Annotated in this window: 23 protein-coding genes; 9 read left to right on the forward strand and 14 right to left on the reverse strand. The window is 55.5% G+C overall.

Going from position 1 to position 25,117, the window contains the following annotated elements; all coding sequences use genetic code 11:
* Positions 1–5: 5 nt before the first annotated feature.
* The 10 genes from AC1RKG_RS17110 to rpmH form a co-directional block, all read right to left on the reverse strand.
* The gene (locus AC1RKG_RS17110) at positions 6–1,055 is read right to left on the reverse strand and encodes an alpha/beta hydrolase (RefSeq protein ID WP_041415130.1); all 1,050 of its coding nucleotides are present in this window, start codon (positions 1,053–1,055) and stop codon (positions 6–8) included.
* 96 nt (positions 1,056–1,151) lie between these two features.
* Positions 1,152–1,718, reverse strand: coding sequence for an NADPH-dependent FMN reductase (locus tag AC1RKG_RS17115; RefSeq protein WP_020837735.1), 567 nt, complete (start codon positions 1,716–1,718; stop codon positions 1,152–1,154).
* Between the two features lie 179 nt (positions 1,719–1,897).
* On the reverse strand, positions 1,898–2,623 hold the full coding sequence (locus tag AC1RKG_RS17120; protein WP_122080492.1) for a 4'-phosphopantetheinyl transferase family protein: 726 nt from the start codon (positions 2,621–2,623) through the stop codon (positions 1,898–1,900).
* Between the two features lie 96 nt (positions 2,624–2,719).
* Positions 2,720–4,033 carry a lysine N(6)-hydroxylase/L-ornithine N(5)-oxygenase family protein gene (locus AC1RKG_RS17125; RefSeq protein WP_128864785.1) on the reverse strand — a complete coding sequence of 438 codons (1,314 nt, stop codon included), beginning with the start codon at positions 4,031–4,033 and terminating at the stop codon, positions 2,720–2,722.
* 142 nt (positions 4,034–4,175) lie between these two features.
* Positions 4,176–4,976, reverse strand: a complete 801-nt coding sequence (locus tag AC1RKG_RS17130) for an MBL fold metallo-hydrolase (RefSeq protein WP_410529066.1) — start codon at positions 4,974–4,976, stop codon at positions 4,176–4,178.
* Between the two features lie 154 nt (positions 4,977–5,130).
* The gene (mnmE, locus tag AC1RKG_RS17135; protein ID WP_493183514.1) at positions 5,131–6,495 is read right to left on the reverse strand and encodes a tRNA uridine-5-carboxymethylaminomethyl(34) synthesis GTPase MnmE; all 1,365 of its coding nucleotides are present in this window, start codon (positions 6,493–6,495) and stop codon (positions 5,131–5,133) included.
* Positions 6,496–6,596: 101 nt separating this feature from the next.
* Entirely contained in the window at positions 6,597–8,234 is a 1,638-nt protein-coding gene (gene yidC, locus AC1RKG_RS17140; RefSeq protein WP_020837770.1) for a membrane protein insertase YidC, read from the reverse strand.
* 2 nt (positions 8,235–8,236) lie between these two features.
* A complete protein-coding gene (gene yidD / locus AC1RKG_RS17145; RefSeq protein ID WP_012004505.1) occupies positions 8,237–8,494 on the reverse strand; it encodes a membrane protein insertion efficiency factor YidD in 258 nt (85 codons plus the stop codon).
* Complete coding sequence (gene rnpA / locus AC1RKG_RS17150) at positions 8,458–8,817, reverse strand: ribonuclease P protein component (RefSeq protein ID WP_004950547.1); 360 nt, start codon at positions 8,815–8,817, stop codon at positions 8,458–8,460. Before rnpA ends, yidD begins: the two co-directional genes overlap by 37 nt.
* Before the next feature lie 18 nt (positions 8,818–8,835).
* Positions 8,836–8,976, reverse strand: coding sequence for a 50S ribosomal protein L34 (gene rpmH, locus AC1RKG_RS17155; RefSeq protein WP_003849659.1), 141 nt, complete (start codon positions 8,974–8,976; stop codon positions 8,836–8,838).
* A gap of 681 nt (positions 8,977–9,657) precedes the next feature.
* On the opposite strand from rpmH, the gene dnaA reads away from it, so the two are divergent.
* The 5 genes from dnaA to yidA all read left to right on the forward strand — a co-directional run bounded on the left by dnaA (position 9,658) and on the right by yidA (position 16,763).
* Entirely contained in the window at positions 9,658–11,055 is a 1,398-nt protein-coding gene (dnaA, locus tag AC1RKG_RS17160; RefSeq protein ID WP_041414068.1) for a chromosomal replication initiator protein DnaA, read from the forward strand.
* Between the two features lie 4 nt (positions 11,056–11,059).
* Positions 11,060–12,160, forward strand: a complete 1,101-nt coding sequence (gene dnaN / locus AC1RKG_RS17165; RefSeq protein WP_020824632.1) for a DNA polymerase III subunit beta — start codon at positions 11,060–11,062, stop codon at positions 12,158–12,160.
* 145 nt (positions 12,161–12,305) lie between these two features.
* Positions 12,306–13,391, forward strand: coding sequence for a DNA replication/repair protein RecF (gene recF / locus AC1RKG_RS17170; protein WP_046374834.1), 1,086 nt, complete (start codon positions 12,306–12,308; stop codon positions 13,389–13,391).
* A gap of 18 nt (positions 13,392–13,409) precedes the next feature.
* Positions 13,410–15,824 carry a DNA topoisomerase (ATP-hydrolyzing) subunit B gene (gene gyrB / locus AC1RKG_RS17175; protein WP_020824633.1) on the forward strand — a complete coding sequence of 805 codons (2,415 nt, stop codon included), beginning with the start codon at positions 13,410–13,412 and terminating at the stop codon, positions 15,822–15,824.
* Positions 15,825–15,947: 123 nt separating this feature from the next.
* Entirely contained in the window at positions 15,948–16,763 is an 816-nt protein-coding gene (gene yidA / locus AC1RKG_RS17180; RefSeq protein ID WP_046374833.1) for a sugar-phosphatase, read from the forward strand.
* Positions 16,764–16,806: 43 nt separating this feature from the next.
* On the opposite strand, the gene AC1RKG_RS17185 is transcribed toward yidA, so the two are convergent.
* Positions 16,807–17,748, reverse strand: coding sequence for an ornithine cyclodeaminase family protein (locus AC1RKG_RS17185; RefSeq protein WP_122080497.1), 942 nt, complete (start codon positions 17,746–17,748; stop codon positions 16,807–16,809).
* On the reverse strand, positions 17,735–18,703 hold the full coding sequence (locus AC1RKG_RS17190; RefSeq protein WP_493183515.1) for a threonine/serine dehydratase: 969 nt from the start codon (positions 18,701–18,703) through the stop codon (positions 17,735–17,737). The genes AC1RKG_RS17185 and AC1RKG_RS17190 overlap by 14 nt, the downstream gene beginning before the upstream one ends.
* 171 nt (positions 18,704–18,874) lie before the next feature.
* On the opposite strand from AC1RKG_RS17190, the gene AC1RKG_RS17195 reads away from it, so the two are divergent.
* Positions 18,875–20,155, forward strand: coding sequence for a YidR family protein (locus AC1RKG_RS17195; RefSeq protein ID WP_130016562.1), 1,281 nt, complete (start codon positions 18,875–18,877; stop codon positions 20,153–20,155).
* A 36-nt stretch (positions 20,156–20,191) separates the two neighbouring features.
* Here AC1RKG_RS17195 and AC1RKG_RS17200 read toward each other — a convergent pair whose 3' ends face one another.
* Positions 20,192–20,536: a YceK/YidQ family lipoprotein gene (locus tag AC1RKG_RS17200; RefSeq protein WP_041414075.1), complete on the reverse strand. Its 345-nt coding sequence runs from the start codon at positions 20,534–20,536 to the stop codon at positions 20,192–20,194.
* A 303-nt stretch (positions 20,537–20,839) separates the two neighbouring features.
* On the opposite strand from AC1RKG_RS17200, the gene ibpA reads away from it, so the two are divergent.
* The 3 genes from ibpA (at position 20,840) to AC1RKG_RS17215 (ending at position 23,693) form a co-directional block, all read left to right on the forward strand.
* Positions 20,840–21,253: a small heat shock chaperone IbpA gene (gene ibpA / locus AC1RKG_RS17205; protein WP_046374826.1), complete on the forward strand. Its 414-nt coding sequence runs from the start codon at positions 20,840–20,842 to the stop codon at positions 21,251–21,253.
* A 128-nt stretch (positions 21,254–21,381) separates the two neighbouring features.
* Positions 21,382–21,810 (forward strand): small heat shock chaperone IbpB, encoded by a 429-nt coding sequence (gene ibpB / locus AC1RKG_RS17210; RefSeq protein WP_020824647.1) that lies wholly within the window; start codon positions 21,382–21,384, stop codon positions 21,808–21,810.
* 224 nt (positions 21,811–22,034) lie between these two features.
* Entirely contained in the window at positions 22,035–23,693 is a 1,659-nt protein-coding gene (locus AC1RKG_RS17215) for a putative transporter (protein WP_020824648.1), read from the forward strand.
* Between the two features lie 36 nt (positions 23,694–23,729).
* Here the strand turns inward: AC1RKG_RS17215 and AC1RKG_RS17220 are convergent, their stop codons facing one another.
* Positions 23,730–24,983, reverse strand: coding sequence for a valine--pyruvate transaminase (locus tag AC1RKG_RS17220; RefSeq protein WP_041415136.1), 1,254 nt, complete (start codon positions 24,981–24,983; stop codon positions 23,730–23,732).
* Between the last annotated feature and the right edge of the window lie 134 nt (positions 24,984–25,117).

Raw genomic sequence — 25,117 nt, forward strand, 5'->3', positions numbered from 1 at the left:
ATCTTTTAGGCACCCGGCGTTGCGTCGGGCGCCTGCTGCAACATCCACTGTAAAGGCCGTTTAAAACGGGCCTGCCAGCCGCCGTCAGGGTTCTCTCCCTGAGAAAAATGCAGCGTTTCTACCTGGTTATTCTCACTGAACAAATTGGCGAAATGCATCGCCAGCGCCTGATCGCTGAAGTTTTGCCGATCGTAATACGCCACCACCAAGCGCTTATTGGTCGCCAGCGATTGCTGGGCCTGCTTGATCTCACCATTGGGGGCGATCAGCATCGCGCCGGCATATAGCTGGGGATATTTGGCCAGCAGATTGGCCGCGTGCAGCGCTCCTTGCCCACGGGCGGTGAGGTAGACCTGCTGCGGGTTGAGTTTTAGTTCTGCGGCCGGTTGCAAAGCCCGCCGGATCGCGCTTTGGGTGCTTTCGTCACTGTAATTCGACCAGCGGAAGCTGTTCTCCGACAGCATCTGGGTACCGTTGATCTCAACATAGGCCACGCCCATCTCGCTAAACAACAAACGCTCTTCGGGGGTGATACCGGCGCTCTTGCCGTAGGTATGCAGGTACACCACCGTTGGCCAGCCGCCGGCAGGCGGTGTGCCTTCAGGAATGGCGTAGCTGGCTTTGCCTTCGTACCAATGCGCATGTTGCAGGTAGCGGGCTTTGGTGACCGCCAATATTGATTGATAGGTCCTGCTGTGCTGAATGCTATTGAAAGCGTCGTCCTCCAACAGGTTGTAGTAATACCACAACCCGCGATCGGCACTCAGCTGCAGATAGCGCTCCGCAAGTTCGGTTTGGCCCTTTTCCGCCGAAGAGGCCGCCAGTTGATAGGGGGCCCATATGTTCCGCCCGTCTTCGCGCATCAGCGTCAGGTACAGCGACATGGCCGCGATCTTTTTGTCTTCCTGGCCCTGGGCGGTGCGTGGGTATTGGGCATTCAAAGGGCTATGTACCGGCAGCTCGATCGGCTCTTCTCCGGCGGGATAACGCATTTCTGCGGCTGATAATGGTCTGGTGATGAAAGCCAGTAATATGGCTAAAATGAGAAAATACATAATTTTATGACTTTAATTTTAATGGGTTATAAAGTGATCTCTCATAAGAATGACGCCTTCAGTCAATTTTCTGCCGAAGGCGTCTGTAAAATAATCTTACTTCAGTCGACGAATATAATCACTGAATGCGGACAGCTGGCCGGTGAGGAAGTCCAGCGTGCCCTGATCAATCAACTCCCCAGCCTGAGCATCCACTTTATTCTGGATCACGCCGCCCATAAATTCCGGTTTGTTCATCACCATGGCATCGAGAAACACCAGGATCTGGCGCAGGTGATACTGGCAGCGCGCGCCGCCAATCGGTCCCATAGAGCTGGTCTGAATGGCTACGGGTTTACCGGCTAACGGCTGGTTCGGCAGGCGAGACAGCCAGTCGATGGCGTTTTTTAACCCGCCCGGCACCGAGTAGTTATATTCCGGGGTAACGATGATAACGCCGTCCGCCTGACGGATTTGCTCTGCGATCGCTTCCACTGCAGCAGGGAAACCTTCTTCCTGTTGCACATCGGCATCATACAGCGGGATATCACGGATTGAAGGAAGCGCTTCGATGGTGACGCCTTGTGGCGCAAGGCCCGGTAGGGCATTGGCGACCATGGCGTTGTACGAGCCTTTACGCAGGCTGCCGAGCAGGGTAACGATTTTTAATGCTTGGTCTGACATGGTGATTCTCCCTTTCGAATGAACAGATTCAGCTTAGAACATCAGGAGATAGTAGGGCAAAGCTGCAGGAGAGAATAGATGATTGCTGAATATTTAGCTGACTTTACAGTTTAATGCAGGAATTTATGCGTTAAAGAAAGTTTTATCTCAGGGGTTCGTCGCAGGGTAAGCGGCCGATGTCAGCGGTGAAGTGCCAGGCTGGTCAGTTTGATAAAGCGGGTGGAACTGGCCGGTGCTCGTGGAGAGATCTCGCCGTTTTTCTGCAGGCCTTTATTGGCTTCATACTGCCAGCATACCAGACGTTCCAGGCTGGGTTCGCGCGCGCAAGCCCAGCTCAGATATTCGTCGGCATCGCTCATCACCTGAACCTGGGGGGTGATGCTGGATCGCAGGTGGCCGGAAAAAGGGTGCAGCAGCAGCGACGATTGCCCGCTGTTACCCAGGCCGGAAATTTTCAACACGCTTTGACGGATGCTCCACAGCTGCGTTTCCGCCTCCAGCCGATCGTATTGCGCACTGATCCAGGCACTTTCTGCCGGCGTTTGAAATTGGTCTTGCAGCCTTTTCTGTTGCCCGCCCCGTGCGCGCATGACTTCAATATCCAGCCCCACCCTGCCTTCATCGCTTAACAAAACCCCTACCGTATCGCTGGCGTAGGCCAGGCTGAAATCGGGCAGGTGGTTGTCGACAAAACAGGGACGGCCGGTAGGTGTGGTAGCGATGGGGGGCAATGTCGGCAGACCGTAGAGATAAAACATCATTTCGGCGAGCAGGATGCGCCCCTGCAGAAAGCGTTGGCGGCGTTTAATGGAAAAAGCGGTGGTAGCAGCAACGACCTCGGCGGAGAGCCTCCGGGTATCCAGTGCGGTGGACGTGGGGATCCATCGGGCAAAATGACACGCCATTATTCACTCCATACCAGAGGGGTCGCTGAAAACGCAGGGGAGTTAGATTAAGCATAAGTCGAGGATTTATCATCAAAAAACAGTATGCGTTTTATCCTATTTATTTGTTTGAGTAATATCATCGTCCGGGGCAGCGCCGCTCCACCATTGGATCAGCGAGGCGTTTGGTGCCAGATCAAAATGGGGTTTACCGAGCAGATGATTCAGAATGCGTGCTGAGCGCCAGGCCATCAGGCTGAGCCCGCCTTCCGCGCTGCCGTGGCTGTGGATACCGGCATTCACCGCATAAATGCGATTCTGCTCAGGCCCCTGCCATTCGAGGTTAAAATCGGGCAGTAACGGCAAGTGTTGTTGGTCGTCGAAAGGAATGCGTGGCAACAGGGGTTTTAAATAGGCAGGGAGTGAAGGGCGATAACCGGTTGCTAAAATGACGACATCGGCATTGAATCCTTCCTGGCGATTTTCAAGACCGTGTCGGGTGCGCAATTGGAACCCTTTGCCTGTCGGCTCGATCGCCAGCAGAGTGCGATGCGGCAAAAGACGCACGTTGCGCGGCTGGTGCATCACATCGAAACGCATATAAAGCTCCCGGTACAAAGTACGTAGCGTATGGTTACTAATACCGTCGGCCGGCAGTTTCTGAGTCTTGAGTTCGCGCTCGCGGATATCCTGCGGCAGCGTATAAAAATAATCGACGTACTCCGGGGTGAAATATTCATTGGTGAAGGCAGACTCGTCCAGCGGCTGAAAATTGGGCCGACGGGAAATCCAGTCGAGCTGTGCCGGTTCGCCCCAGTGCCCCCGCAGCGCGTTCAGAAAAATATCGGCACCGCTTTGGCCGCCGCCAATCACCGCCACCCGCTTACCGGTCAGATCCGGATTACGCAGGCCGATTTCGGCGGCATGCAGGCAGTTTTCACCCAGCGCCGGATAAAACTCCTCAGGCAGCCAGGGGTCGTGGCCGGTGCCCAGACAGATATTCTTCGCCCACAGGGTTTGGTCGCGGGTGCGTACTTTGAACAGCTGTTTTTCATCGTCAAAATCGATGCTTTCAACCGACTGCGAAAACTGTAACCCTTCTAATCTATTACAGGCCCAGCTCAAATAGTCGGAGAACTCTTCGCGGCTGATAATTTGCTGTTCGGTAATCAGAAAACGATAAATTTTTTTCTGCTCGACCAGGTAATTGATAAAGGAGAATTGGCTGCGAGGCGTTACCGCCGTAACCAGGTCCTGCAACACATAGGTCTGCATATAGGCGGAAGGGAGCAGCATGCCGGGATGCCAACGGAAGCTGGCGTTGCGATCGAGAAAGGCATAATTCAGTGCACCACTTTCATAGGCCAACGCCGCCAGGCTGAGGTTGAAAGGGCCAAGGCCGACGCCGAGTAAATCCAGTGGTTCATTCATTTTTTCTTATCTCTTTGATGGAAATTGCTGAGATAAGCTTAGGTGAATTTTGGCAAGAAGGAGGAGAAAGCAGGCGTTTGTCGGGGGTTCTTCCTGCCAGATTCTGTGGCAGGAAGCGAAAACCAGCTGGCTTGTTAACGTCTTATTCCAGCACGAAAGTGTCTCCGGTCGCGGGTGACATCACCTCCGGTAGCCACAGGCGTCCCCAGGTTCCGGTGCAATGGCACCCCATTAATTTCTCTGGTTTTTGCTGATGAAGAAAATGTCTTACCCGCCATAGCGTGAGCGGCGACGCGCAGCGCAGATGAAAACCGCCGATCAAAGCGTGGATCCGATCGATCCCAGTGATTTTCTGGCAGTGACGCACGATGTGAATGATCCCGCGATGCCCGCAACCGGTAATAATCACCAGCCCGCGATCGGATTTATAAATCAGCACGCCTTCGTCGATGACATAGTCCACTCCTGCATTTTCCCCGACAATCACTCCATAGGCGCGCGGTGCGGGTACTGCGATTTCGCCTGACCACATAAAACGATCGCTGATAGACAGTGGTTTGCGGCTGTACTCCATGCGGTGGCGTGAGTAATCGATATCCAAAGAGAGCTTTTTGATTTTGCGGGTGTGGCCCAGTACCTTCAGCGCCGCATAGCGTTCGTCACCGATCTGCGGATGGCAGATAATGCGGCTGCCGTCAGGCAGCCAGGTGACGCCGCCGCAGTGGTCATAGTGGCCATGAGAGAGCACGGTTGCGGTTATTGTGGAGAGATCTACGCCCATCAGCCGCGCATTGTGCAGGAAACTGCCGTCAGGGCCGGTATCAAATAAAACGCTGGCAGTTTCATCCTGAAGCAGCAGGCTTAAGCCTGCCTTGGCCAGCAGTGACGGATTGGCGCTGGCGGCGCGGCGGTTTTCCAGCAGTACCTTGAAGGTTAATGCCATCTTTGCTCGTTCCTGAGAAGGATCCCTGACCCACCAGTATATCTAGGGAGTTATGACGGCTCTGTGAGCCAAGGCGCAGAGCGGGGCAAAGAAAAACGGCCAGAACAAAGGTTTGTCCTGGCCGTGAATAGGTCGCTTGTTACGTTACCGCCGCTTATTTACCGATGCAGAAGCTGGAGAAAATGCGTCCCAGCAGGTCATCTGAGGTAAATTCGCCGGTGATTTCACTCAGCGCTTGCTGCGCCAGTCGCAATTCTTCGGCCAGCAGCTCCCCCGCGTAAGCGCTCACTAACTGTTCTTTGCCCTCGACCAGATGCTGGGCTGCTTGCTCAAGCGCCTGCAGGTGGCGGCGACGTGCCAGGAAACCGCCTTCCATATTGCTGGTGAAGCCCATACTCTGCTTCAGGTGGTCCCGCAGCAGGTCGATACCTTCACCGGTGCGCGCCGACAGGCGAATAAGTGAGTGACCATTTACTTCTGTCATGCCCAAGGGTTCACCGGTGATGTCGGCTTTGTTACGTACTACGGTGATCGGCAGACGATGCGGCAGACGTGCCATAAACTCCGGCCAAATCTCTGCCGGCTCGGTTGCCGCGGTGGTGGTGCCATCGACCATAAACAGCACACGGTCGGCCTGTTCGATCTCGTTCCACGCACGTTCGATACCGATACGCTCCACTTCGTCGCTGGCTTCGCGCAGACCGGCGGTGTCGATGATGTGTAAAGGCATGCCGTCGAGGTGAATATGCTCGCGCAGCACGTCGCGAGTGGTGCCGGCGATATCGGTGACGATAGCCGCTTCGCGACCGGCCAGTTCGTTCAACAGGCTGGATTTACCGGCGTTAGGACGCCCGGCGATCACCACTTTCATCCCTTCGCGCAGCAGGCTGCCCTGACGCGCTTCTGCGCGTACGTTGGAAAGAGAGGCCATGACTCCGTTGAGCTGCGCCTCGATTTTACCGTCAGACAGGAAGTCGATTTCCTCATCCGGGAAGTCTATCGCTGCTTCTACATAGATTCGCAGGTGAGTAAGTGCTTCCACAAGCTGGTTGATGCGGGTGGAGAACGCCCCCTGCAGCGAGTTCATGGCAGAACGTGCCGCCTGCTCGGAACTGGCGTCGATCAGGTCGGCAATCGCTTCGGCCTGCGCCAGATCCAGCTTGTCATTAAGGAAGGCACGCTCGGAAAATTCGCCGGGACGGGCGATACGCACGCCGGGCAGCGCCAGTACGCGTTTGAGCAGCAAATCGAGGATAACCGGCCCGCCGTGGCCTTGCAGTTCCAGCACGTCTTCGCCGGTAAACGAGTTCGGGCCAGGAAACCACAGCGCGATGCCCTGGTCCAGAGTGGCGCCTTCGGCATCACGGAACGGCAGGTAATCGGCGTAACGCGGCTTCGGCAGTTTGCCGAGCAGGGCCTGGGCTACGTCTTTGGCGCCACGGCCGGAAATACGCAAAATGCCGACGCCGCCGCGTCCCGGCGGGGTGGCTTGGGCTACGATGGTATCGGTGGTGCTCATAGTGATTCTCTCTGACGATTCAATATGCAAAAAGGCGGTCTTAATGACCGCCTCTTATCTTTTGCTGCAAGGGTTCAGCGCGCCGAACCCCTACAATACGCTTAGGTCTTTTTCTTGTCGCGGCTGTGCAGGCCACGTTTTTCCAGGCCGCGGTAAATCAGCTGCTGCTGGAGGATGGTCACCAGGTTACTGACGATGTAGTACAGCACCAGACCTGACGGGAACCACAGGAAGAACACTGTGAAGATCACCGGCATAAAGGTCATGATTTTCTGCTGCATCGGGTCAGTGACGGTGGTTGGCGACATCTTCTGGATGAAGAACATCGTCACGCCCATCAGGATTGGCAAGATGTAGTACGGGTCTTGCGCCGACAGGTCATGGATCCACAGGGCGAACGGCGCATGGCGCAGCTCAACCGAGCCCATCAACATGTAGTACAGCGCCAGGAAGATTGGCATCTGGATAACCAGCGGCAAACACCCACCCAACGGGTTCACTTTCTCAGACTTGTACAGCGCCATCATTTCCTGGCTCATGCGCTGTTTGTCATCACCGATACGCTCACGCATCGCCTGCAGTTTTGGCTGCAGCATGCGCATTTTGGCCATCGAGGTGTACTGCGCTTTGGTCAGCGGGTACATGATGCCACGCACGATGAAGGTGATGATGATAATTGAGAAGCCCCAGTTACCGATAAAGCCGTGGATAAACTTCAGCAATTTGAACAGCGGCTGAGAGATGAACCACAACCAACCGTAATCCACGGTCAGATCCAGATGCGGCGCCAGTTGGGCCATCTGGTCTTGCAGTTCCGGACCCACCCACAGGGTGGCATTCAGCTGCTGCTGCGCACCAGGCTGCACCACTACCGGAGTAGATTTGAAGCCAATGGTGGACAGGTTATCGCCAGGTTTGGCGGTATAGAAGGTGTTGCTGCCTTGAGTTGCCGGCACCCATGCGGTGGCGAAGTACTGTTGCAGCATGGCAACCCAACCGCCCTGCGTGGTGACACTCAGGTTTTCGTCCTTATCGAACGCATACTTCTGATATTTGTCTTCGCTGGAAGAGTACGCCGCGCCACGGAAGGTGTGCAGAGCGAAGTTGTTGCTGCCGGTGTCACGGTGCTTAGGCAGCTCGGTCGTCTGCTTCAGTTGGCCGAACAGGGTCAGTTCCAGCGGGGTGGTGCCTTTGTTGTCGACGTTGTAGTCAACAGCAACCGCGTAATGATTACGCTTGAGCACGAAAGTCTTGGTGTAGATAGCGCCGTCTTTACCGGTAAAGGTCAGCGGAATGCGCAGCTCTTCCTGGCCTTCCGGCAGGGTGTAGCTGTCCTGCGCCGCCTGGAACAGAGGACGTTCGCCGTTTGCCGGGTTATCCGGGCCGTTTCTGCCGGTCAGGCCGCTTTGCGCCTGATAAACAAATGACGGTGTGGTTTCCAGCAGTTGGAATGGCGTCGATGAACCCAGAGTGTCCGGGTAAGCCAACAGTTTAGCCTGCTCGATATCACCACCACGGGTGTTGATGGTCAGCGACAGCACGTCAGTATTAACGGTAATCAGTTTACCCTGACCACTGGCTGGAACTGCTGAGCTTGCGGCATCACCGGTAGCAGTGTTCGAAGTCTGTTGCGTGGTCTGGGCGACTGGTTGCGGAGCATTGTCCGTTTGCCAGGCTTGCCAGATCATGAAAGACACGAACAGCAGAGCGATGAGGAGAAGATTGCGTTGCGAATCCATCGTTAGTGTTCTCTGTTATCGTCGGGTTTCGGCGGCACGGGATCATCGCCACCTGGGTTCAAGGGGTGGCATTTTAATACGCGTTTCAATGCTAACCAACTGCCTTTTATCATGCCAAACCTGCTTAATGCCTCAATTGCGTAATGAGAGCATGTCGGCTGGAAGCGACAACGAGGCCCAAGCAGCGGACTGATGACGAGCTGGTAAGCCCGCACCAGCCCGATCAGGATGCGGGAGCCTGGCGACAGTGGCGACGCCATAATTTTTCCAAAGCTTCCGTCAGCGCGCGGTTATCCAAATCCGCTATCCCTTTTTTGGCCACCACGACAAAATCCATCGCCGGTAACTCGTGCTGACGTAAACGGAAGCTTTCGCGGGTTAGGCGTTTGATCCGATTGCGTTCATGCGCGCGTTTGACGTGTTTTTTGGCGACGGTAAGACCGATGCGGGGATGCCCCAGCTGGTTCAGGCGGCCGAGGATGGTGATTTGCGGCGTGCCAGCCCGTTGTGGCTGCTGGAAGACGAAAGTGAAATGAGTGGGAGTTAACAAACGTAACTCCCTGGGAAAAGCTAGCTTAACCACTCAGCGGGTTAGCTTTTATTACTTAGAAACAGTCAGACGAGAACGGCCTTTCGCACGACGGCGGGCCAGAACTTGACGACCATTTTTGGTGGCCATACGAGCACGGAAACCGTGGCTACGGTTGCGCTTCAATACGGACGGTTGGAAAGTGCGTTTCATGGCGATTTCTACCTAAACTTAAATAATTACTGATCAGTAAACGCGTTTGGCTATTCGGCGTGAAGACGACCGACGCCTCAATCGCAATATATAAAGAAGCGGGATTGTAATAATTGTACAGTCCTGAGTCAATTCACATCGCGCTAGCCTACCTGGTTGTCTGCCAATACGGAGTAAAATCCGGTCTTGGCCCGTGGTCACCGCAGAATCCTGTCTGGTTAATGACACACCATTAAGGAACCAGGTACACACGTAGGGCGAAGATTATACGGACTCGGGGGTAAATCGCAAGGATCCCGACGCGATCCTTGTGGTTAAAGCCAAGGATCCGACGTGGATAACAGGGTATAACCGGTTGACAATGTAAAAAATACCGTTCATCAGGCGGTATTTCGCCTGCAATTTGGCGTGGCTGGCGAAAAGATCGCCGCAGGCCGGGGCCTGTGGATAAAATGGATCTAATCTGTGATGAAGGGGAGGATCTCTTGCGCGGATTGCGCTATGATCCGTCATTCCGATCGCGATCTCTCAAGCGGGGATCGTGAGGGACATAAACCGTGAAAGGCGGTTCGCATCCCCCACAGGCAAACAGCCGATGCCGGGTATGTGTCAAAAATCATGAGTTATAAAAAATTAGCCTGATTCTTTTCTTTTATTGATCTTGTTCGAGTGGAGTCCGCCGTGTCACTTTCGCTTTGGCAGCAGTGTCTTGCCCGATTGCAGGATGAGTTACCTGCCACAGAATTTAGTATGTGGATACGCCCATTGCAGGCGGAACTGAGTGACAACACCCTGGCGCTTTATGCGCCCAATCGTTTTGTGCTGGATTGGGTTCGCGATAAGTACTTAAACAATATCAATGGCCTGTTGAATGATTTCTGCGGTACGGATGCCCCCTTGCTGCGTTTTGAAGTGGGCAGCAAACCGATCTCCCAAATCATCAGCCAGACCGTTACCGCCAGCGTGAGTGCAAGCGCACCCAGCGCACCGGTAGCGCGCGCCGTGGCGCCGTCCCGCCCCAGTTGGGACAACGCGGCTCCTCAGCCTGAACTTTCCTACCGCTCCAACGTTAACCCAAAGCATACCTTTGATAACTTTGTTGAGGGTAAATCCAACCAGTTGGCGCGCGCGGCGGCCCGCCAGGTGGCGGATAACCCGGGCGGCGCCTATAACCCGCTGTTCCTGTATGGCGGCACCGGCCTGGGTAAAACTCACCTGTTGCACGCGGTAGGCAACGGCATCATGGCCCGCAAGGCCAACGCCAAAGTGGTCTATATGCACTCTGAACGCTTTGTTCAGGACATGGTCAAAGCCTTGCAGAACAATGCCATTGAAGAATTTAAGCGTTATTACCGCTCGGTCGATGCGCTGCTGATCGATGACATCCAATTTTTTGCCAATAAAGAGCGTTCGCAGGAAGAGTTCTTCCATACCTTTAACGCCCTGTTGGAAGGCAATCAGCAGATTATCCTGACCTCAGACCGCTACCCGAAAGAGATTAACGGCGTGGAAGATCGCCTGAAGTCGCGCTTCGGTTGGGGGCTGACGGTGGCGATCGAGCCACCTGAGCTGGAAACCCGCGTGGCGATCCTGATGAAAAAGGCCGACGAGAACGATATCCGTCTGCCGGGCGAAGTGGCGTTCTTTATCGCCAAGCGCCTGCGTTCCAACGTGCGTGAGCTCGAAGGGGCGCTGAACCGCGTGATTGCCAACGCAAACTTTACCGGCCGTGCCATTACCATTGATTTCGTGCGTGAAGCGCTGCGCGATCTGCTGGCTCTGCAGGAAAAGCTGGTCACCATCGATAATATTCAAAAGACGGTGGCGGAATACTATAAAATTAAAGTCGCGGATTTGTTGTCCAAGCGGCGTTCGCGTTCCGTTGCCCGCCCGCGCCAAATGGCGATGGCATTGGCAAAAGAACTCACCAACCACAGCCTGCCAGAAATCGGCGATGCGTTTGGTGGCCGCGACCATACCACGGTGTTGCACGCCTGCCGGAAGATTGAGCAGCTGCGTGAGGAAAGTCACGACATCAAAGAAGATTTCTCCAATTTAATCAGAACATTATCTTCCTAGCGCTATGAAATTTATCGTTGAACGTGAGCATCTGCTAAAACCGCTGCAACAGGTGAGCAGCCCGCTGGGCGGCCGCCCAACCTTGCCAATTCTGGGTAACCTGCTGTTGCAGGTGACGGAAGGCTCCCTGCTGCTGACCGGCACCGATCTGGAGATGGAGATGGTGGCGCGCGTTGCCCTGTCCCAGCCCCATGAAGCGGGCGCGACTACCGTCCCCGCGCGTAAATTCTTTGATATCTGCCGTGGTCTGCCTGAAGGGGCCGAGATCACCGTAACGCTTGAAAGCGAGCGCATGCTGGTGCGTTCCGGCCGCAGCCGCTTCTCACTTTCTACGTTGCCGGCGGCGGATTTCCCGAACCTGGACGACTGGCAGAGCGAAGTTGAATTTTCGCTGCCACAGGCAACGCTGAAGCGCCTGATTGAAGCTACGCAGTTCTCGATGGCTCATCAGGACGTGCGTTACTACTTAAACGGCATGCTGTTCGAAACCGAAGGGGAAGAGCTGCGTACCGTGGCGACCGACGGTCACCGCCTGGCGGTGTGTTCGATGCCGATCGGCCAGGAATTGCCGTCGCATTCGGTGATCGTGCCGCGTAAAGGCGTGATGGAGCTGGTGCGTCTGCTGGACGGTGGCGAGACCTTGTTGCAACTGCAGATCGGCAGCAACAATATTCGCGCTCACGTCGGTGACTTTATCTTCACCTCCAAGCTGGTTGACGGCCGTTTCCCTGATTATCGCCGCGTATTGCCGAAGAACCCGGACAAAACGTTGGAAGCCGGCTGCGACTTGCTCAAGCAGGCGTTTGCCCGCGCGGCCATTTTGTCGAACGAAAAGTTCCGCGGCGTGCGCCTGTACGTTAGCCAGAACCAGCTCAAGATCACCGCCAACAATCCGGAACAGGAAGAAGCGGAAGAGATCCTCGATGTCAGCTACGACGGCACCGAGATGGAAATTGGTTTTAACGTCAGTTACGTGCTGGACGTTTTGAACGCGCTCAAGTGTGAAGATGTGCGTCTGCTGCTGACCGACTCGGTTTCCAGCGTGCAGATCGAAGACGGTGCCAGTAAGTCTGCTGCTTACGTCGTCATGCCAATGCGTCTCTGATCTATGGCGGGCTATTTTACTTGCCAGCTTGGGATTGGGCAGTGCTCGCCATCCTCACGTACATTAAGTACGCTCCGGTGGCTGCGCGCTGTCCGCGCCCAATCTGTCTGCGACAATTACGCCCTCGATCATAAGAAATAGTCGTATGGCATTAACGCGTTTACTGATTAAAGACTTCCGCAATATAGAAGCGGCGGATTTGTCGCTGGCGCCGGGATTCAACTTCCTGGTTGGCGCTAACGGCAGCGGGAAAACCAGCGTGCTTGAGGCGGTGTATACCCTTGGGCACGGGCGTGCGTTTCGCAGCCTGCAGGCCGGCCGGGTGATCCGCCACGACCAGCCGGAGTTCATTTTGCACGGCCGTATTGACGGTGCAGAACGTGAAATATCCGTAGGATTAAGCAAGAGCCGTCAGGGTGACAGCAAGGTACGCATCGATGGCAGCGACGGCCACAAAGTGGCTGAACTGGCGCAGTTATTGCCGATGCAACTGATCACCCCCGAAGGTTTTACCCTGCTAAACGGCGGGCCGAAATTCCGGCGCGCCTTCCTGGACTGGGGCTGTTTTCATAACGAACCCGGTTTTTTCACCGCCTGGAGCAACCTGAAACGGTTACTGAAGCAGCGCAATGCCGCGCTGCGCCAGGTCAGTCGCTATGCGCAAATCCGCGCCTGGGATCAGGAACTGATCCCGTTGGCAGAGCGCATCAGCGAGTGGCGGGCAGCTTACAGCGACGCGATTGCCGCGGATATTACCGCGACGTGCGCGCAGTTTTTGCCCGAATTTGCCCTGAGTTTCTCTTTCCAGCGCGGCTGGGACAAAGAGAGCGACTACGGAGAGCTGCTGGAGCGCCAGTTTGAGCGCGACAGGGCGTTAACCTATACCGCGGTGGGGCCGCATAAGGCGGACTTCCGCATTCGTGCCGACGGCACGCCGGTAGAGGATTTGTTATCGCGCGGTCAGCTTAAATTGCTGATGTGCGCATTGCGCTTAGCGCAGGGTGAGTTTCTCACCCGGCAGAGCGGGCGGCGTTGCCTGTATCTGATTGATGATTTTGCCTCCGAGCTGGACACCGGCCGTCGCCGGTTGCTGGCCGATCGCCTGAAAGCCACCCAGGCCCAGGTCTTTGTCAGTGCCGTGAGCGCTGAACAAGTGACCGATATGGCCGGTGAAAAGGGCAAGATGTTCCGCGTGGAACAAGGTAAAATAGAGGTTCAACCACAGGACTAAAATGAGCGAGAAACGTTGATGTCGAATTCTTATGACTCCTCAAGTATCAAGGTATTAAAAGGGCTGGACGCGGTGCGTAAGCGCCCGGGCATGTATATCGGCGACACCGATGATGGCACCGGTCTGCACCACATGGTATTCGAGGTTGTGGACAACGCTATCGACGAAGCACTCGCTGGCCACTGTAGTGACATTCAGGTGACCATCCATGCCGACAATTCCGTTTCGGTACAGGATGATGGCCGCGGTATCCCAACCGGTATTCATGAAGAGGAAGGGGTTTCCGCAGCACAGGTGATCATGACCGTGCTGCATGCCGGCGGCAAATTTGATGACAACTCCTACAAGGTCTCCGGCGGTCTGCACGGCGTGGGCGTCTCCGTTGTTAACGCCCTGTCTGAGAAGCTGGAACTGGTGATCCGTCGTGAAGGCAAGGTGCATGAGCAAACCTATGCCATGGGCGAGCCATTGTCGCCGCTGAAAGTGGTCGGTGAAACCGATCAGACCGGCACCACGGTCCGTTTCTGGCCGAGCTATGAAACCTTCACCAACAATACCGAATTTGAGTACGACATTCTGGCCAAGCGCCTGCGCGAACTCTCTTTCCTGAACTCCGGCGTGTCTATCCGCCTGAAAGACAAACGTACCGACAAAGAAGACCACTTCCACTACGAAGGCGGTATCAAGGCGTTTGTTGAATATCTGAACAAGAACAAAACCCCGATCCACCCGAACGTGTTCTACTTCTCGACCGTCAAAGACGACATCGGTGTGGAAGTGGCGCTGCAGTGGAACGACGGTTTCCAGGAAAACATCTACTGCTTCACCAACAACATCCCGCAGCGTGACGGCGGTACCCATCTGGTCGGTTTCCGTACCGCGATGACCCGTACCCTGAACAGCTACATGGATAAAGAAGGCTACAGCAAAAAGGCCAAAATCAGCGCCACCGGCGACGATGCGCGTGAAGGTCTGATTGCCGTGGTTTCGGTGAAGGTGCCCGATCCGAAGTTCTCTTCTCAGACCAAAGACAAGCTGGTGTCTTCCGAGGTGAAAACCGCGGTTGAAACGCTGATGAACGAGAAGCTGGTCGATTATCTGATGGAAAACCCGGGCGATGCGAAAATCGTCGTCGGTAAAATCATCGACGCAGCGCGTGCTCGTGAAGCGGCGCGTAAAGCGCGTGAAATGACCCGCCGTAAGGGCGCGCTGGATCTGGCCGGCCTGCCGGGCAAGCTGGCGGACTGCCAGGAACGTGATCCTGCGCTGTCTGAACTGTACCTGGTGGAAGGGGACTCAGCGGGCGGCTCTGCCAAGCAGGGACGTAACCGTAAGAACCAGGCAATCCTGCCGTTGAAAGGTAAAATCCTCAACGTAGAGAAGGCGCGCTTCGACAAGATGCTGTCTTCGCAGGAAGTGGCGACGTTGATCACCGCGCTGGGCTGCGGCATTGGCCGTGACGAGTACAACCCGGACAAACTGCGCTATCACAGCATCATCATCATGACCGATGCCGACGTCGATGGCTCGCACATCCGTACGCTGCTGTTGACCTTCTTCTACCGTCAGATGCCGGAAATCATCGAGCGTGGCCATGTGTTTATTGCTCAGCCGCCTTTGTACAAGGTGAAAAAAGGCAAGCAGGAACAGTACATCAAAGATGACGAGGCGATGGATCAATACCAAATCGCCATCGCGATGGACGGCGCAACCCTGCACACCAACGCCAGCGCCCCGGCACTGGGCGGTGAGCAACTGGAAAAACTGGTTGCCGAACACTACAGCGTGCAGAAGCTGATCGGTCGTATGGAGCGTCGCTACCCGCGCGCGCTGCTGAACAACCTGATCTACCAGCCGACTCTGCAGGAAGAAGACCTGAGCGATCAGTCCAAGGTTAAGACCTGGATTGATTCTCTGGTGAAACTGCTGAACGACAAAGAGCAGCACGGTAGCAGCTATGACTCGGTGATCTTCGAGAACCGCGAGCGCCAGATGTTTGAGCCGGTGCTGCGCATTCGTACCCACGGTGTGGATACCGATTACGCGCTGGACTTCGACTTCATCCACGGTGGCGAGTACCGCAAAATCTGCGTGTTGGGCGAGAAACTGCGCGGCCTGATCGAAGAGGGGGCCTTCATCGAACGTGGTGAGCGCCGTCAGCCGATTGAAAGTTTCGAGCAGGCATTGGAGTGGCTGGTGAAAGAGTCACGTCGCGGCCTGGCGGTACAACGCTATAAAGGTCTGGGCGAGATGAACCCAGAGCAGCTGTGGGAAACCACCATGGATCCGGAAAGCCGCCGTATGCTGCGCGTGACCGTGAAGGACGCCATTGCTGCAGACCAATTGTTCACCACCCTGATGGGTGATGCGGTCGAACCTCGTCGTGCCTTTATCGAAGAGAATGCCCTGAAAGCGGCAAATATCGATATCTAACGCATTGATGGCTGTGAAAATCCGCGCCGGGCAACCCGCGCGGATTTTTTTACGCCGTTTTTGACGCTGACACGGCGGGCTGAAACGCGTTAGCATGGAAAAAAACCACTGGGAGAGGATCGAATGGCTATTGAACTGATTGCGATTGATATGGACGGCACGCTGCTCAACCCGCAGCACCAAATTACGCCGGCGGTAAAGCAGGCAATCACCGAGGCGCGCCGCAAAGGGGTGCATGTGGTGCTGGCCACCGGGCGGCCTTACGTCGGCGTGCAAGACTATCTGCGTCAGTTGGACATTCAGGGTCCTGGTGATTTTTGTATTACCTATAACGGTGCGCTGGTTTTGAAGGCGGTAGATGGTGCCTGCATTCTGCAGGAAACGCTGGGCTTTGAGGATTATCTCTACTTCGAGCAGATGGCGCGCGAATTCGGCGTTCACTATCAGGCGTTTGATTTCGATACGTTGTATACACCGAACAAAGATATCGGCAAATACACCGTGCATGAATCGGAGATGACCGGCATTCCGCTCAAGTACCGCAGCGTGGAAGAGATGGATCCGGCGATCCGTTTCCCTAAGTTGATGATGGTTGACGAGCCTGAGCTGTTGGATCGTGCCATCGCCCGCATCCCGGCTGAAACGCGGGAGCGTTATACCATCCTGAAAAGCGCGCCGTATTTCCTGGAGATCCTGCATAAGAATGTGGATAAAGGGACCGGCGTGAAAATGCTGGCCGATCATCTCGGTATTGCACAGCAAAACGTGATGACGTTGGGCGATCAAGCCAACGACACCGCAATGATCGAGTATGCCGGCGTTGGCGTGGCCATGGGCAATGCCATTGAGGAACTGAAGGCGGTGGCGCAGTTTGTGACCACCACCAATACCGAAGACGGCGTGGCACGCGCCATCGAGAAATTTGTGCTGAATGCCTAACGTTGTTTTGCATCAGGGGGCGCAGTTGCGCCCCTTAATCCCGTTATAACCGCGCTAAAATTCCCTTCACAATCTGCACATCCTGAATCGCCAAGCCGGTCAGATCGGCCAGGGTGATTTGCTCCGGATCGCTGCGCACCTTCTTTCCTTGCGCCAGAACGGTACCTAATTCGACGAGGGGTATCGAAGCCAACAATCCCTGCCGATAAGCCATGGCGATTTCGCCGTATTCTGTACATTGAGACACAGAGTCTGCCAGCAACACATCCGCCCTGGCCACCAGACCGCTCTCCAGTTCCTGCTTGCCATGGGAATCGGCGCCTACCGCGGTGATGTGGGTGCCGGGCCGAATATCCGTCGCCCGCAGAATCGGCTCTCGGCTGGGCGTGGTGGTGATAATCAACCGGCAGTGTGCCGCCAGTTCTGCCGCATCCTGGGTTGTATGCACCCGAAATCCTTCGGCCTCGGCACTGTGGCGGTAGGCTTGCAGTGCCGACTCGTTGCGGCCCCATACCCAGACTTCACGGCAGGCGGTCAGAGGTTTTAGCTGTTGCAACTGCAGCAGGGCCTGCATGCCGCAGCCGACGATACCTATGGCCGGGATCTCCGTCGGTGCGCACAGTTCGGCGACGATGCGCCCAGCCAGAGCGGTGCGTAATGCGGTTAACCAGCCTTCGTCCAGCAACAACGCCTGCGGTTCACCGGTTTGTGCTGAGAAAGCCATCATCAGCCCTTGATTGCTGGCCAACCCCTGCGCTGGATTACGGTAAAAACCGGAGGAAACCTTGAGGACAAATTGCTCGTCTCCTTCCAGCCACGCCGATTTAATACAGCAGTCGCCGGCTGCCTGCTCAAACAGAAAATGTTGTACCGGCGGTTGCTGTACCTGCCGTTTTGAATAGGCAATAAACCCTTCTTTTAGCAGTAACGTGGTGGCATCTGCGTCGAAAGCTTCAAGTATCTGCCTTTTGTTAAGGATTTTCATCGGCGATCGCCTTGAGGTATTTCTCGAGCACGATGTTTTTTCCGCACAGGACGACGGCCACTTTTTTCCCCTGAAATTCCGGTGCCAGCTTAATGGCGGCGGCTAAGGCTACCCCGGCCGCCCCTTCGATAATCCAGCGATCGCTGACGGCAATTTGGCGCATAGCCTGCTTGATTTCAGTTTCACTGACCAAGACTTTTCGGTCGATCAGCTGCTGACACAGAGGGAAGGTAATGGCGCCTGGCTCCACGCCCCCGGCAGTGCCGTCGGACAGGGTATCTTGCTCTTCCACCGGGAAAATGTGGCCGGCTTCCAATGCGCTGTACATGCTGGTGGCGTTTTCTGGCCAACAGGCAATTAGCTGCGTTTTCGGCGATAGTTGCTGCAAAACGCTGCCAATGCCCGAAATATAGCCGCCACCCCCCACCGCGACAAACACCGCATCCAAATCCGGCTGTTGTTCGACCAGCTCCATGCCGCAGGTCCCCTGACCGGCGATGACCTGCTCGTCATTATAGGGAGAGACATAAACCTTCCCTTGTTTCTGCGCCGCCTTTTCCCCCGCCTGCTCGGCATTTAGCGCATCGCCCGCCACCAGCTCTACCTGGGCGCCCAGAGCGCGAATGGTGTCGAGTTTTATCGCCGCTGCCGTTTCCGGCGCATAAACCTTGACCTCAACGCCCATCAACTTTCCCGCCAGCGCCATCGCCTGGCCATGATTGCCGCTGGAGGCGGCGATCACTCCGCGTTTGCGTTGCTCTTCACTCAGTAGCCGCAGTTTATTACTGGCGCCGCGAAACTTAAAAGAGCCGGTAGGCTGCAGGTGGTCGCATTTCAGGAACAGTTCGCAACCCAAGCGTTGCGACAACAGTACGCTGCGTTCCAGTGGGGTGACGCGAACCTGTGGGCGCAATTGTTGGTGGGCGGAAACAATTGCATCGAATAAGTGGCTCATGACGGCTCCAGTAAAGAAGATGATATAGACTTTAAAATCCAGTTTGTACTTTTTAGTATTTTATGTAAACCCCTATCTGTCTATGGGAGAGTATGTCGATGGGTGATGTGAAACGCGTCGGGTGATCCGGTAAGATGGCGGCTCAGTGCCAGCATGCGCAGGGGAGCCGCCATGAGCCATCGGGAAAAACAGCTGACTTTTGACCCACGTGGGCATCAGTTAACCAATATTAATGTCTGGACGCCGGACAGCCAGTGGCTGGCTTACGACGTACGCCCGAACGGTGCCTCCTTCACCGGTCTGAGCATCGAGCGGGTGAATGTCGATACCGGCGTAGTCGAAGTCGTGTATCGCGCCCAACAGGGCGCCCACGTTGGTGTAGTGACCGTCAGCCCGGATGAACCCGCCCGCTATGCTTTCATTCATGGGCCTGAACACCCGGACAGCGTCTGGCATTACGATTTTCACCATCGCCGCGGGGTGATCGTCAGCGAACCCGACCGCGAACTGGCCATTACCCTTGATGCGATGGACATCACTCCCCCTTATACGCCGGGCGCACTGCGTGGCGGCACTCACGTACACGTGTTCAGCCCGGACGGCAGCCGCCTGAGCTTTACCTATAACGACCACGTCATGCACGAACTGGATCGGGCGCAGGACCTGCGTAACGTTGGCGTGGCCGTACCGTTACAGGGAGTGAACCCGCCGAAGCAGCATCCTCGTGAATATGACGGCAGCCATTACTGCGTGCTGGTGAGCGAGACTACGCCACAACCCCAACCCGGCAGCGATCAGATTAACCGCGCCTATGAAGAGGGCTGGGTCGGGCAAAGGGGCTATGTACGGCCCGATGGGCGTCAGCAGCGCTGGGCGCTGGCATTTATCGGCGACACTCTTTCTCATCACGGTGAAAAGTTGCCGGAAGTATTCATTGTGGATTTGCCGCAGGATGACGCGGATTACGCCAGGGCAGGTTCCCGGCCGCTGCAGGGGACCGCAAACAGCTTGCCTGCGCCACCGCGGGGCGTGCACCAACGGCGGTTGACCTTTACCGGCGAGCGTCGTTATCCAGGCGTGGTAACCGCCCCACGTCACTGGCTGCGCAGCTCGCCCGATGGCAGCATGATTGCCTGTTTAATGAAGGATGATGCGGGTGTGGTACAGCTGTGGACGGTTTCGCCAAACGGCGGTGAATCGCGGCAGGTCACTCGTGGTGAACAGGGGATCCAATCGGCGTTCAGTTGGCACCCACAGGGTGGGCGAATTGCGCTGGTGTGTGACAACAGCCTGATGCTGTGCGAGGTGGCCAGCGGCCGCATGCAGCGCCTGACTCAGCGGACGGCGCTACCCCCATCGGGCGATGCTATCGTATTTTCACCGGATGGAAACAAAGTGGCCTTTATGCGCGAGGTCGACGGATTCAGCCAGATTTTTGTGGTTGAAGTCTGATCGAGGGTGCGGGCGAGAAGCCCGCATCAGAATATTTTACTGGGGTGTGGTCGTAGCGGCATGGGCCGGATCGCCGCTGGCGGCCAGGTTCTGCTCTTCGCCGCGCAAAATACGCGCTTTAGGTGAGTCCGCGGTACTGTCGCTGCCGGAGCGCATGTAGTCGTAAGGCAGTAATACGGTATCCATCACCGCCGAGAATGGCAGGTCCAACGCCACCAGCGGCATCATTGCCCAGCTGGTATTGTCGTCCTTCAGCATATCCACGCTGGCACGGGTGCCAGGATAGTAACCCTGATTAGGGCCGGTATGGCTCATTACGCTGGAGCAGCCGTTGGTCGCTAACAGCATGCAACTGGTTGCTATGACTCTTATCGTTTTCATTTTCCATCCTGCAGGGTGCTGTTCCCCAAAATCTGCTGATCTATAACATCCTCTGGATGTTTTAAAAGGAGCAAGGACCCGCTCTGTGGCGGTTGTCTCACTTTATTGTAAGGGATAAAAAAACTTTCGCCGAACTGATTGTCATTTTTTTGATCGTGGGCGGTTGAAATGGTGAAAGCGACCCCCATTTTCTTATCAAGGCCAAATTAAGAATTTGCCGTAAGGGAATTCTGGCTATTTAGTCTGTCCATGATGGAAGGCTTAATTATTCAACCTCGCTGAAGTGCCTTAGGAGGCTGTTTTATGCGTAACTTTGATCTTTCACCGCTTTACCGTTCCGCTATTGGGTTTGACCGTTTGTTTAACGCGTTGGAGGCAGGTCAGAGCCAAAGCAATGGCGGTTATCCACCCTATAACGTTGAGCTGGTCGATGAAAATCATTACCGCATTGCGATCGCGGTGGCCGGATTTGCCGAACAGGAGCTGGAAATCACTACCCAGGACAATCTGCTGATAGTCCGTGGCGCTCATAATAACGATCCAGCGGAAAGAACCTACTTATATCAAGGTATTGCCGAGCGAAACTTTGAACGTAAATTCCAGTTGGCCGAGCATATCCAAATTAAAGGCGCCAAACTGGAAAACGGGTTGCTGTATATCGATATGGAACGCCTGGTACCGGAAACATTAAAACCGCGTCGTATAGAAATTAAATAATTCATATTTCATCGGCGAAACGTCTCGCTGGTGAAATGTTAATGCCTGCCGACAGGGGGCATACCTTAATTTACCCTATGAATTTCAAGCTACGGGTAAAATCTCGCTTCATAGAAGGAGTTTACATCATGCGTAATTACGATCTTTCACCTTTGCTTCGTCAGTGGATTGGTTTCGACAAATTGGCCAGTTCAATGGGCGGCCAGGAGCCACAGGGGTTCCCGCCTTACAACATAGAGAAAAGCGACGACAACCATTACCGCATTTCTCTGGCGTTAGCCGGGTTTAAACAAAGTGAGCTGGATATTGAAGTAGAAGGCCCACGCCTGACCGTACGTGGCAAGCCGACACCGCCAGAAAAACAGGTGGAATACCTGCATCAGGGGCTGGTGTTCAAAGACTTCAACCTGACCTTCACGCTGGCTGAACACCTGCAGGTCTCTGAGGCCAAGTTTGAAAACGGCCTGCTGCATATCGATCTGGTGCGTCATGTCCCAGAAGCTCTGCAGCCACAGCGTATCGCCATCGGCACCACGCCGGGGTTGGAATCAAAATAACGCTTTGAAAAATTCATAGTTTTACCTATGCATTTCAGGCCGCAGAGGTTCGTACGGCGGCCTGAAAGAGGAAAGGTATCGACGGGGGAAGTCCAAACGGGCTTCCCCCGTTGCATTATGTGGCTTAACCCACAGTCGCGTTTTCCTACCTATGCCAAAATCCCTGTTAATTGTGTGACTTTGACCGCAAACCGGTTGTTAAACTTCTGGCAAGGATGTGACCTATGAGCGAAATCGCCCTGACCGTGAGTATGTTGGCGTTGGTGGCCGTTCTCGGGCTGTGGATGGGTAACTGGAAGCTGTATGGGGTTGGGTTGGGGATTGGCGGGGTGCTGTTTGGCGGCATTATCGTCGGGCATTTCGCCCAGAGTTGGCAGCTCAGTCTGAATGGCGACATGCTGCACTTCATTCAGGAGTTTGGCCTGATCCTGTTCGTTTACACCATAGGTATTCAGGTCGGGCCCGGTTTCTTCTCTTCCTTGCGGGTATCCGGATTGCGGCTCAACGGCTTCGCCATTTTGCTGGTGCTGGTGGGCGGGGTGGTCGCGGCGGTGGTTCACAAGCTGTTTGACGTCCCGCTGCCGATCATTCTTGGCGTGTTCTCCGGTGCCGTCACCAATACTCCCGCACTCGGCGCCGGGCAGCAAATTCTTACCGATTTGGGCTCAGATCCGGCCATGGTCGATCGTATGGGGATGGGCTATGCCATGGCCTATCCGTTCGGTATCTGCGGCATTCTGCTGGTGATGTGGCTGATACGCCTGTTTTTCCGCATCAATATCGAACGGGAGGCTCAGGCTTTTGAAAGCAGCCTGGGCAACCAGCGCGAGCTGCTGCAAACCATGAATATCGCGGTGCGTAACCCGAACCTGCAAGGGATGGCGATCAAGAATGTGCCGCTGCTGAACGGTGAGGATATTATCTGTTCACGCCTGAAACGCGGTGAGTTGCTGATGGTACCGGCGCCGCTCGAGAGGCTGGAGCTGGGCGACTATCTGCATCTGGTGGGCAAACGCGAAAGTCTGGAAAATGCGCGGTTGGTGATTGGCGAAGAGGTCGACGTCTCGCTGTCAACGCGGGGGACGGAACTGCAGGTGGTGAGGGCGGTGGTGACCAATGAAAAAGTCTTGGGCAGCAAAATCCGCGATCTGAACCTGAAGCAAAAGTACGACGTGGTGATCTCGCGCCTCAACCGCGCGGGGGTTGAACTGGTGGCAGGCAGCAATGTCACGCTGCAATTCGGCGACATCCTCAATCTGGTTGGCCGCCCGGAGTCCATCGAGGCGGTGGCGGCCATTGTCGGCAATGCCCAACAGAAGCTGCAGCAGGTGCAAATGCTGCCGGTGTTTATCGGTATCGGTTTGGGGGTACTGTTGGGATCTGTGCCGCTGTTTATTCCGGGTTTTCCTGCTGCGTTGCGCTTGGGCCTGGCCGGTGGACCGCTGGTTGCGGCCTTGATACTCGGGCGTATCGGTAGCATTGGCAAGCTGTATTGGTTTATGCCGCCCAGCGCTAACCTGGCGTTGCGTGAACTGGGTATCGTGCTATTTCTGGCGGTGGTGGGGCTGAAGTCGGGCGGCAACTTTGTCGATACCCTGATTAATGGCGAAGGGTTGGCGTGGATTGGTTACGGTGCACTGATCACCGCAATTCCGTTGCTCAGCGTTGGCGTATTGGCGCGGATGGTGGGTAAGATGAATTATTTGACGCTGTCCGGCATGCTGGCAGGTTCAATGACCGATCCGCCAGCGCTGGCCTTTGCTAACGGTCTGCACCCGACCAGCGGCGCTGCCGCGCTGTCTTACGCCACGGTATATCCGTTGGCGATGTTCCTGCGCATCATGTCGCCGCAGCTGCTGGCGGTGCTGTTCTGGGCAATGTAAGGCTTTGGGGCGCTGTCTGAGCGCCCCTTATTCAAATCAGCCCGCTTCCTGGTGAGCACGCTCGATCTCTTCCGCCAGTATCGCCACGCCACGTTCAATTTTCTCCGGATCCGGCACGTAGTTCATCCGCATGCACTGATGAGTATGCGGCCATTCATGCTCCAGCCCCGGGAAGAAGTAGTGGCCTGGCACCATCAGCACGCCGCGCTTTTTCAGGCGCTGATACAGCAGCTCGGTGGTGATCGGCAGATCCTTGAACCATAACCACAGGAAAATCGCCCCTTCCGGTTTATGGATCAGGCAGCGTTCCGGCGACAGATAGCGGCGGATAATGCCGATAGTCTGCTCGACGCGCTGCTTGTAGAACGGACGGATCACCTCGTTTGACAGTCGCAACAGGTCGCCACGTTCGATCATTTCCGTTGCCATGGCCGGCCCCATGCTGCCTGGCGACAAGCTGATAATGCCGTTCATGTTGGTCAGGGCGCCGATGGTTTTCTCATCGGCGATCACGATGCCGCAGCGCGAACCGGGCAGGCCAAGCTTCGACAGGCTCATGCACAGGATAATGTTCGGGTTCCACAGCGGCGTAGCGTCGCTGAAGATAATGCCGGGGAAGGGCACGCCGTAAGCGTTATCGATCACCAGCGGGATATTGCGCTGCTGCGCCAGCCGATCGAGTTTCATCAGCTCTTCGTCGGTGATCACGTTACCGGTCGGGTTGGTTGGGCGCGACACGCAGATCATGCCGATATCGTCGCCGATATTCAGATGTTCGAAGTCAACGTGATACTTGAACTGACCTTCCGGCAGCAGCTCAATGTTGGGCTTGGCCGAAACAAACAGCCCCTCGTCCAACCCGGCATCGGCATAGCCGATATATTCCGGCGCCAACGGAAACAGCACGCGGCGACGGCTGCCGTCGGCATAGCGCCCGGCAAACAGGTTAAACAAGTAGAAAAATGCGCTCTGGCTGCCATTTGTCAGTGCAATGTTCTGTGGCGAGATCTGCCAGCCCAGCTCATCGCGCAGCAAATTAGCCAGCGCTTTCAGCAGGGCGTCTTTGCCCTGCGGGCCGTCATAGTTACACAGCGCCTCGGTCAGTTTGCCCTGATCGAGCATGTCCTGGCACAGTTGTTTGAAGTAGCTTTCCATCTCTGGAATTTGCGCCGGATTACCGCCGCCGAGCATGATGGCACCGGGGGTGCGCAGGCCTTCGTTCAGGTCATCCATTAAACGGGTAATGCCCGCGTAACGGGTAAATTTGTCGCCGAAAAGTGAAAAAGTCATAGGTGCAACTGTATTGTTTTTAGCAGGTAATACCCCACCATACCGCCAGACAATTTCCGGTGCAATGCGGTTCATAAAACAACCACCGGGAGTAAACTTCACCCGATGGTTTTTTAGCAGCATATCTCTCTGAA

The sequence above is a fragment of the Serratia sp. GW822-FHT06D09 genome, assembly GCF_058799515.1.

What these genes read in the sequence shown, in the direction of transcription:
- AC1RKG_RS17110 (WP_041415130.1), bottom strand. Translation starts at nt 1,055, where the DNA reads ATGTATTTTCTCATTTTAGCCATATTACTGGCTTTCATCACCAGACCA.
- AC1RKG_RS17115 (WP_020837735.1), bottom strand. Translation starts at nt 1,718, where the DNA reads ATGTCAGACCAAGCATTAAAAATCGTTACCCTGCTCGGCAGCCTGCGT.
- AC1RKG_RS17120 (WP_122080492.1), bottom strand. Translation starts at nt 2,623, where the DNA reads ATGGCGTGTCATTTTGCCCGATGGATCCCCACGTCCACCGCACTGGAT.
- AC1RKG_RS17125 (WP_128864785.1), bottom strand. Translation starts at nt 4,033, where the DNA reads ATGAATGAACCACTGGATTTACTCGGCGTCGGCCTTGGCCCTTTCAAC.
- AC1RKG_RS17130 (WP_410529066.1), bottom strand. Translation starts at nt 4,976, where the DNA reads ATGGCATTAACCTTCAAGGTACTGCTGGAAAACCGCCGCGCCGCCAGC.
- mnmE (WP_493183514.1), bottom strand. Translation starts at nt 6,495, where the DNA reads ATGAGCACCACCGATACCATCGTAGCCCAAGCCACCCCGCCGGGACGC.
- yidC (WP_020837770.1), bottom strand. Translation starts at nt 8,234, where the DNA reads ATGGATTCGCAACGCAATCTTCTCCTCATCGCTCTGCTGTTCGTGTCT.
- yidD (WP_012004505.1), bottom strand. Translation starts at nt 8,494, where the DNA reads ATGGCGTCGCCACTGTCGCCAGGCTCCCGCATCCTGATCGGGCTGGTG.
- rpmH (WP_003849659.1), bottom strand. Translation starts at nt 8,976, where the DNA reads ATGAAACGCACTTTCCAACCGTCCGTATTGAAGCGCAACCGTAGCCAC.
- dnaN (WP_020824632.1), top strand. Translation starts at nt 11,060, where the DNA reads ATGAAATTTATCGTTGAACGTGAGCATCTGCTAAAACCGCTGCAACAG.
- recF (WP_046374834.1), top strand. Translation starts at nt 12,306, where the DNA reads ATGGCATTAACGCGTTTACTGATTAAAGACTTCCGCAATATAGAAGCG.
- gyrB (WP_020824633.1), top strand. Translation starts at nt 13,410, where the DNA reads ATGTCGAATTCTTATGACTCCTCAAGTATCAAGGTATTAAAAGGGCTG.
- yidA (WP_046374833.1), top strand. Translation starts at nt 15,948, where the DNA reads ATGGCTATTGAACTGATTGCGATTGATATGGACGGCACGCTGCTCAAC.
- AC1RKG_RS17185 (WP_122080497.1), bottom strand. Translation starts at nt 17,748, where the DNA reads ATGAAAATCCTTAACAAAAGGCAGATACTTGAAGCTTTCGACGCAGAT.
- AC1RKG_RS17190 (WP_493183515.1), bottom strand. Translation starts at nt 18,703, where the DNA reads ATGAGCCACTTATTCGATGCAATTGTTTCCGCCCACCAACAATTGCGC.
- AC1RKG_RS17195 (WP_130016562.1), top strand. Translation starts at nt 18,875, where the DNA reads ATGAGCCATCGGGAAAAACAGCTGACTTTTGACCCACGTGGGCATCAG.
- AC1RKG_RS17200 (WP_041414075.1), bottom strand. Translation starts at nt 20,536, where the DNA reads ATGAAAACGATAAGAGTCATAGCAACCAGTTGCATGCTGTTAGCGACC.
- ibpA (WP_046374826.1), top strand. Translation starts at nt 20,840, where the DNA reads ATGCGTAACTTTGATCTTTCACCGCTTTACCGTTCCGCTATTGGGTTT.
- ibpB (WP_020824647.1), top strand. Translation starts at nt 21,382, where the DNA reads ATGCGTAATTACGATCTTTCACCTTTGCTTCGTCAGTGGATTGGTTTC.
- AC1RKG_RS17215 (WP_020824648.1), top strand. Translation starts at nt 22,035, where the DNA reads ATGAGCGAAATCGCCCTGACCGTGAGTATGTTGGCGTTGGTGGCCGTT.
- AC1RKG_RS17220 (WP_041415136.1), bottom strand. Translation starts at nt 24,983, where the DNA reads ATGACTTTTTCACTTTTCGGCGACAAATTTACCCGTTACGCGGGCATT.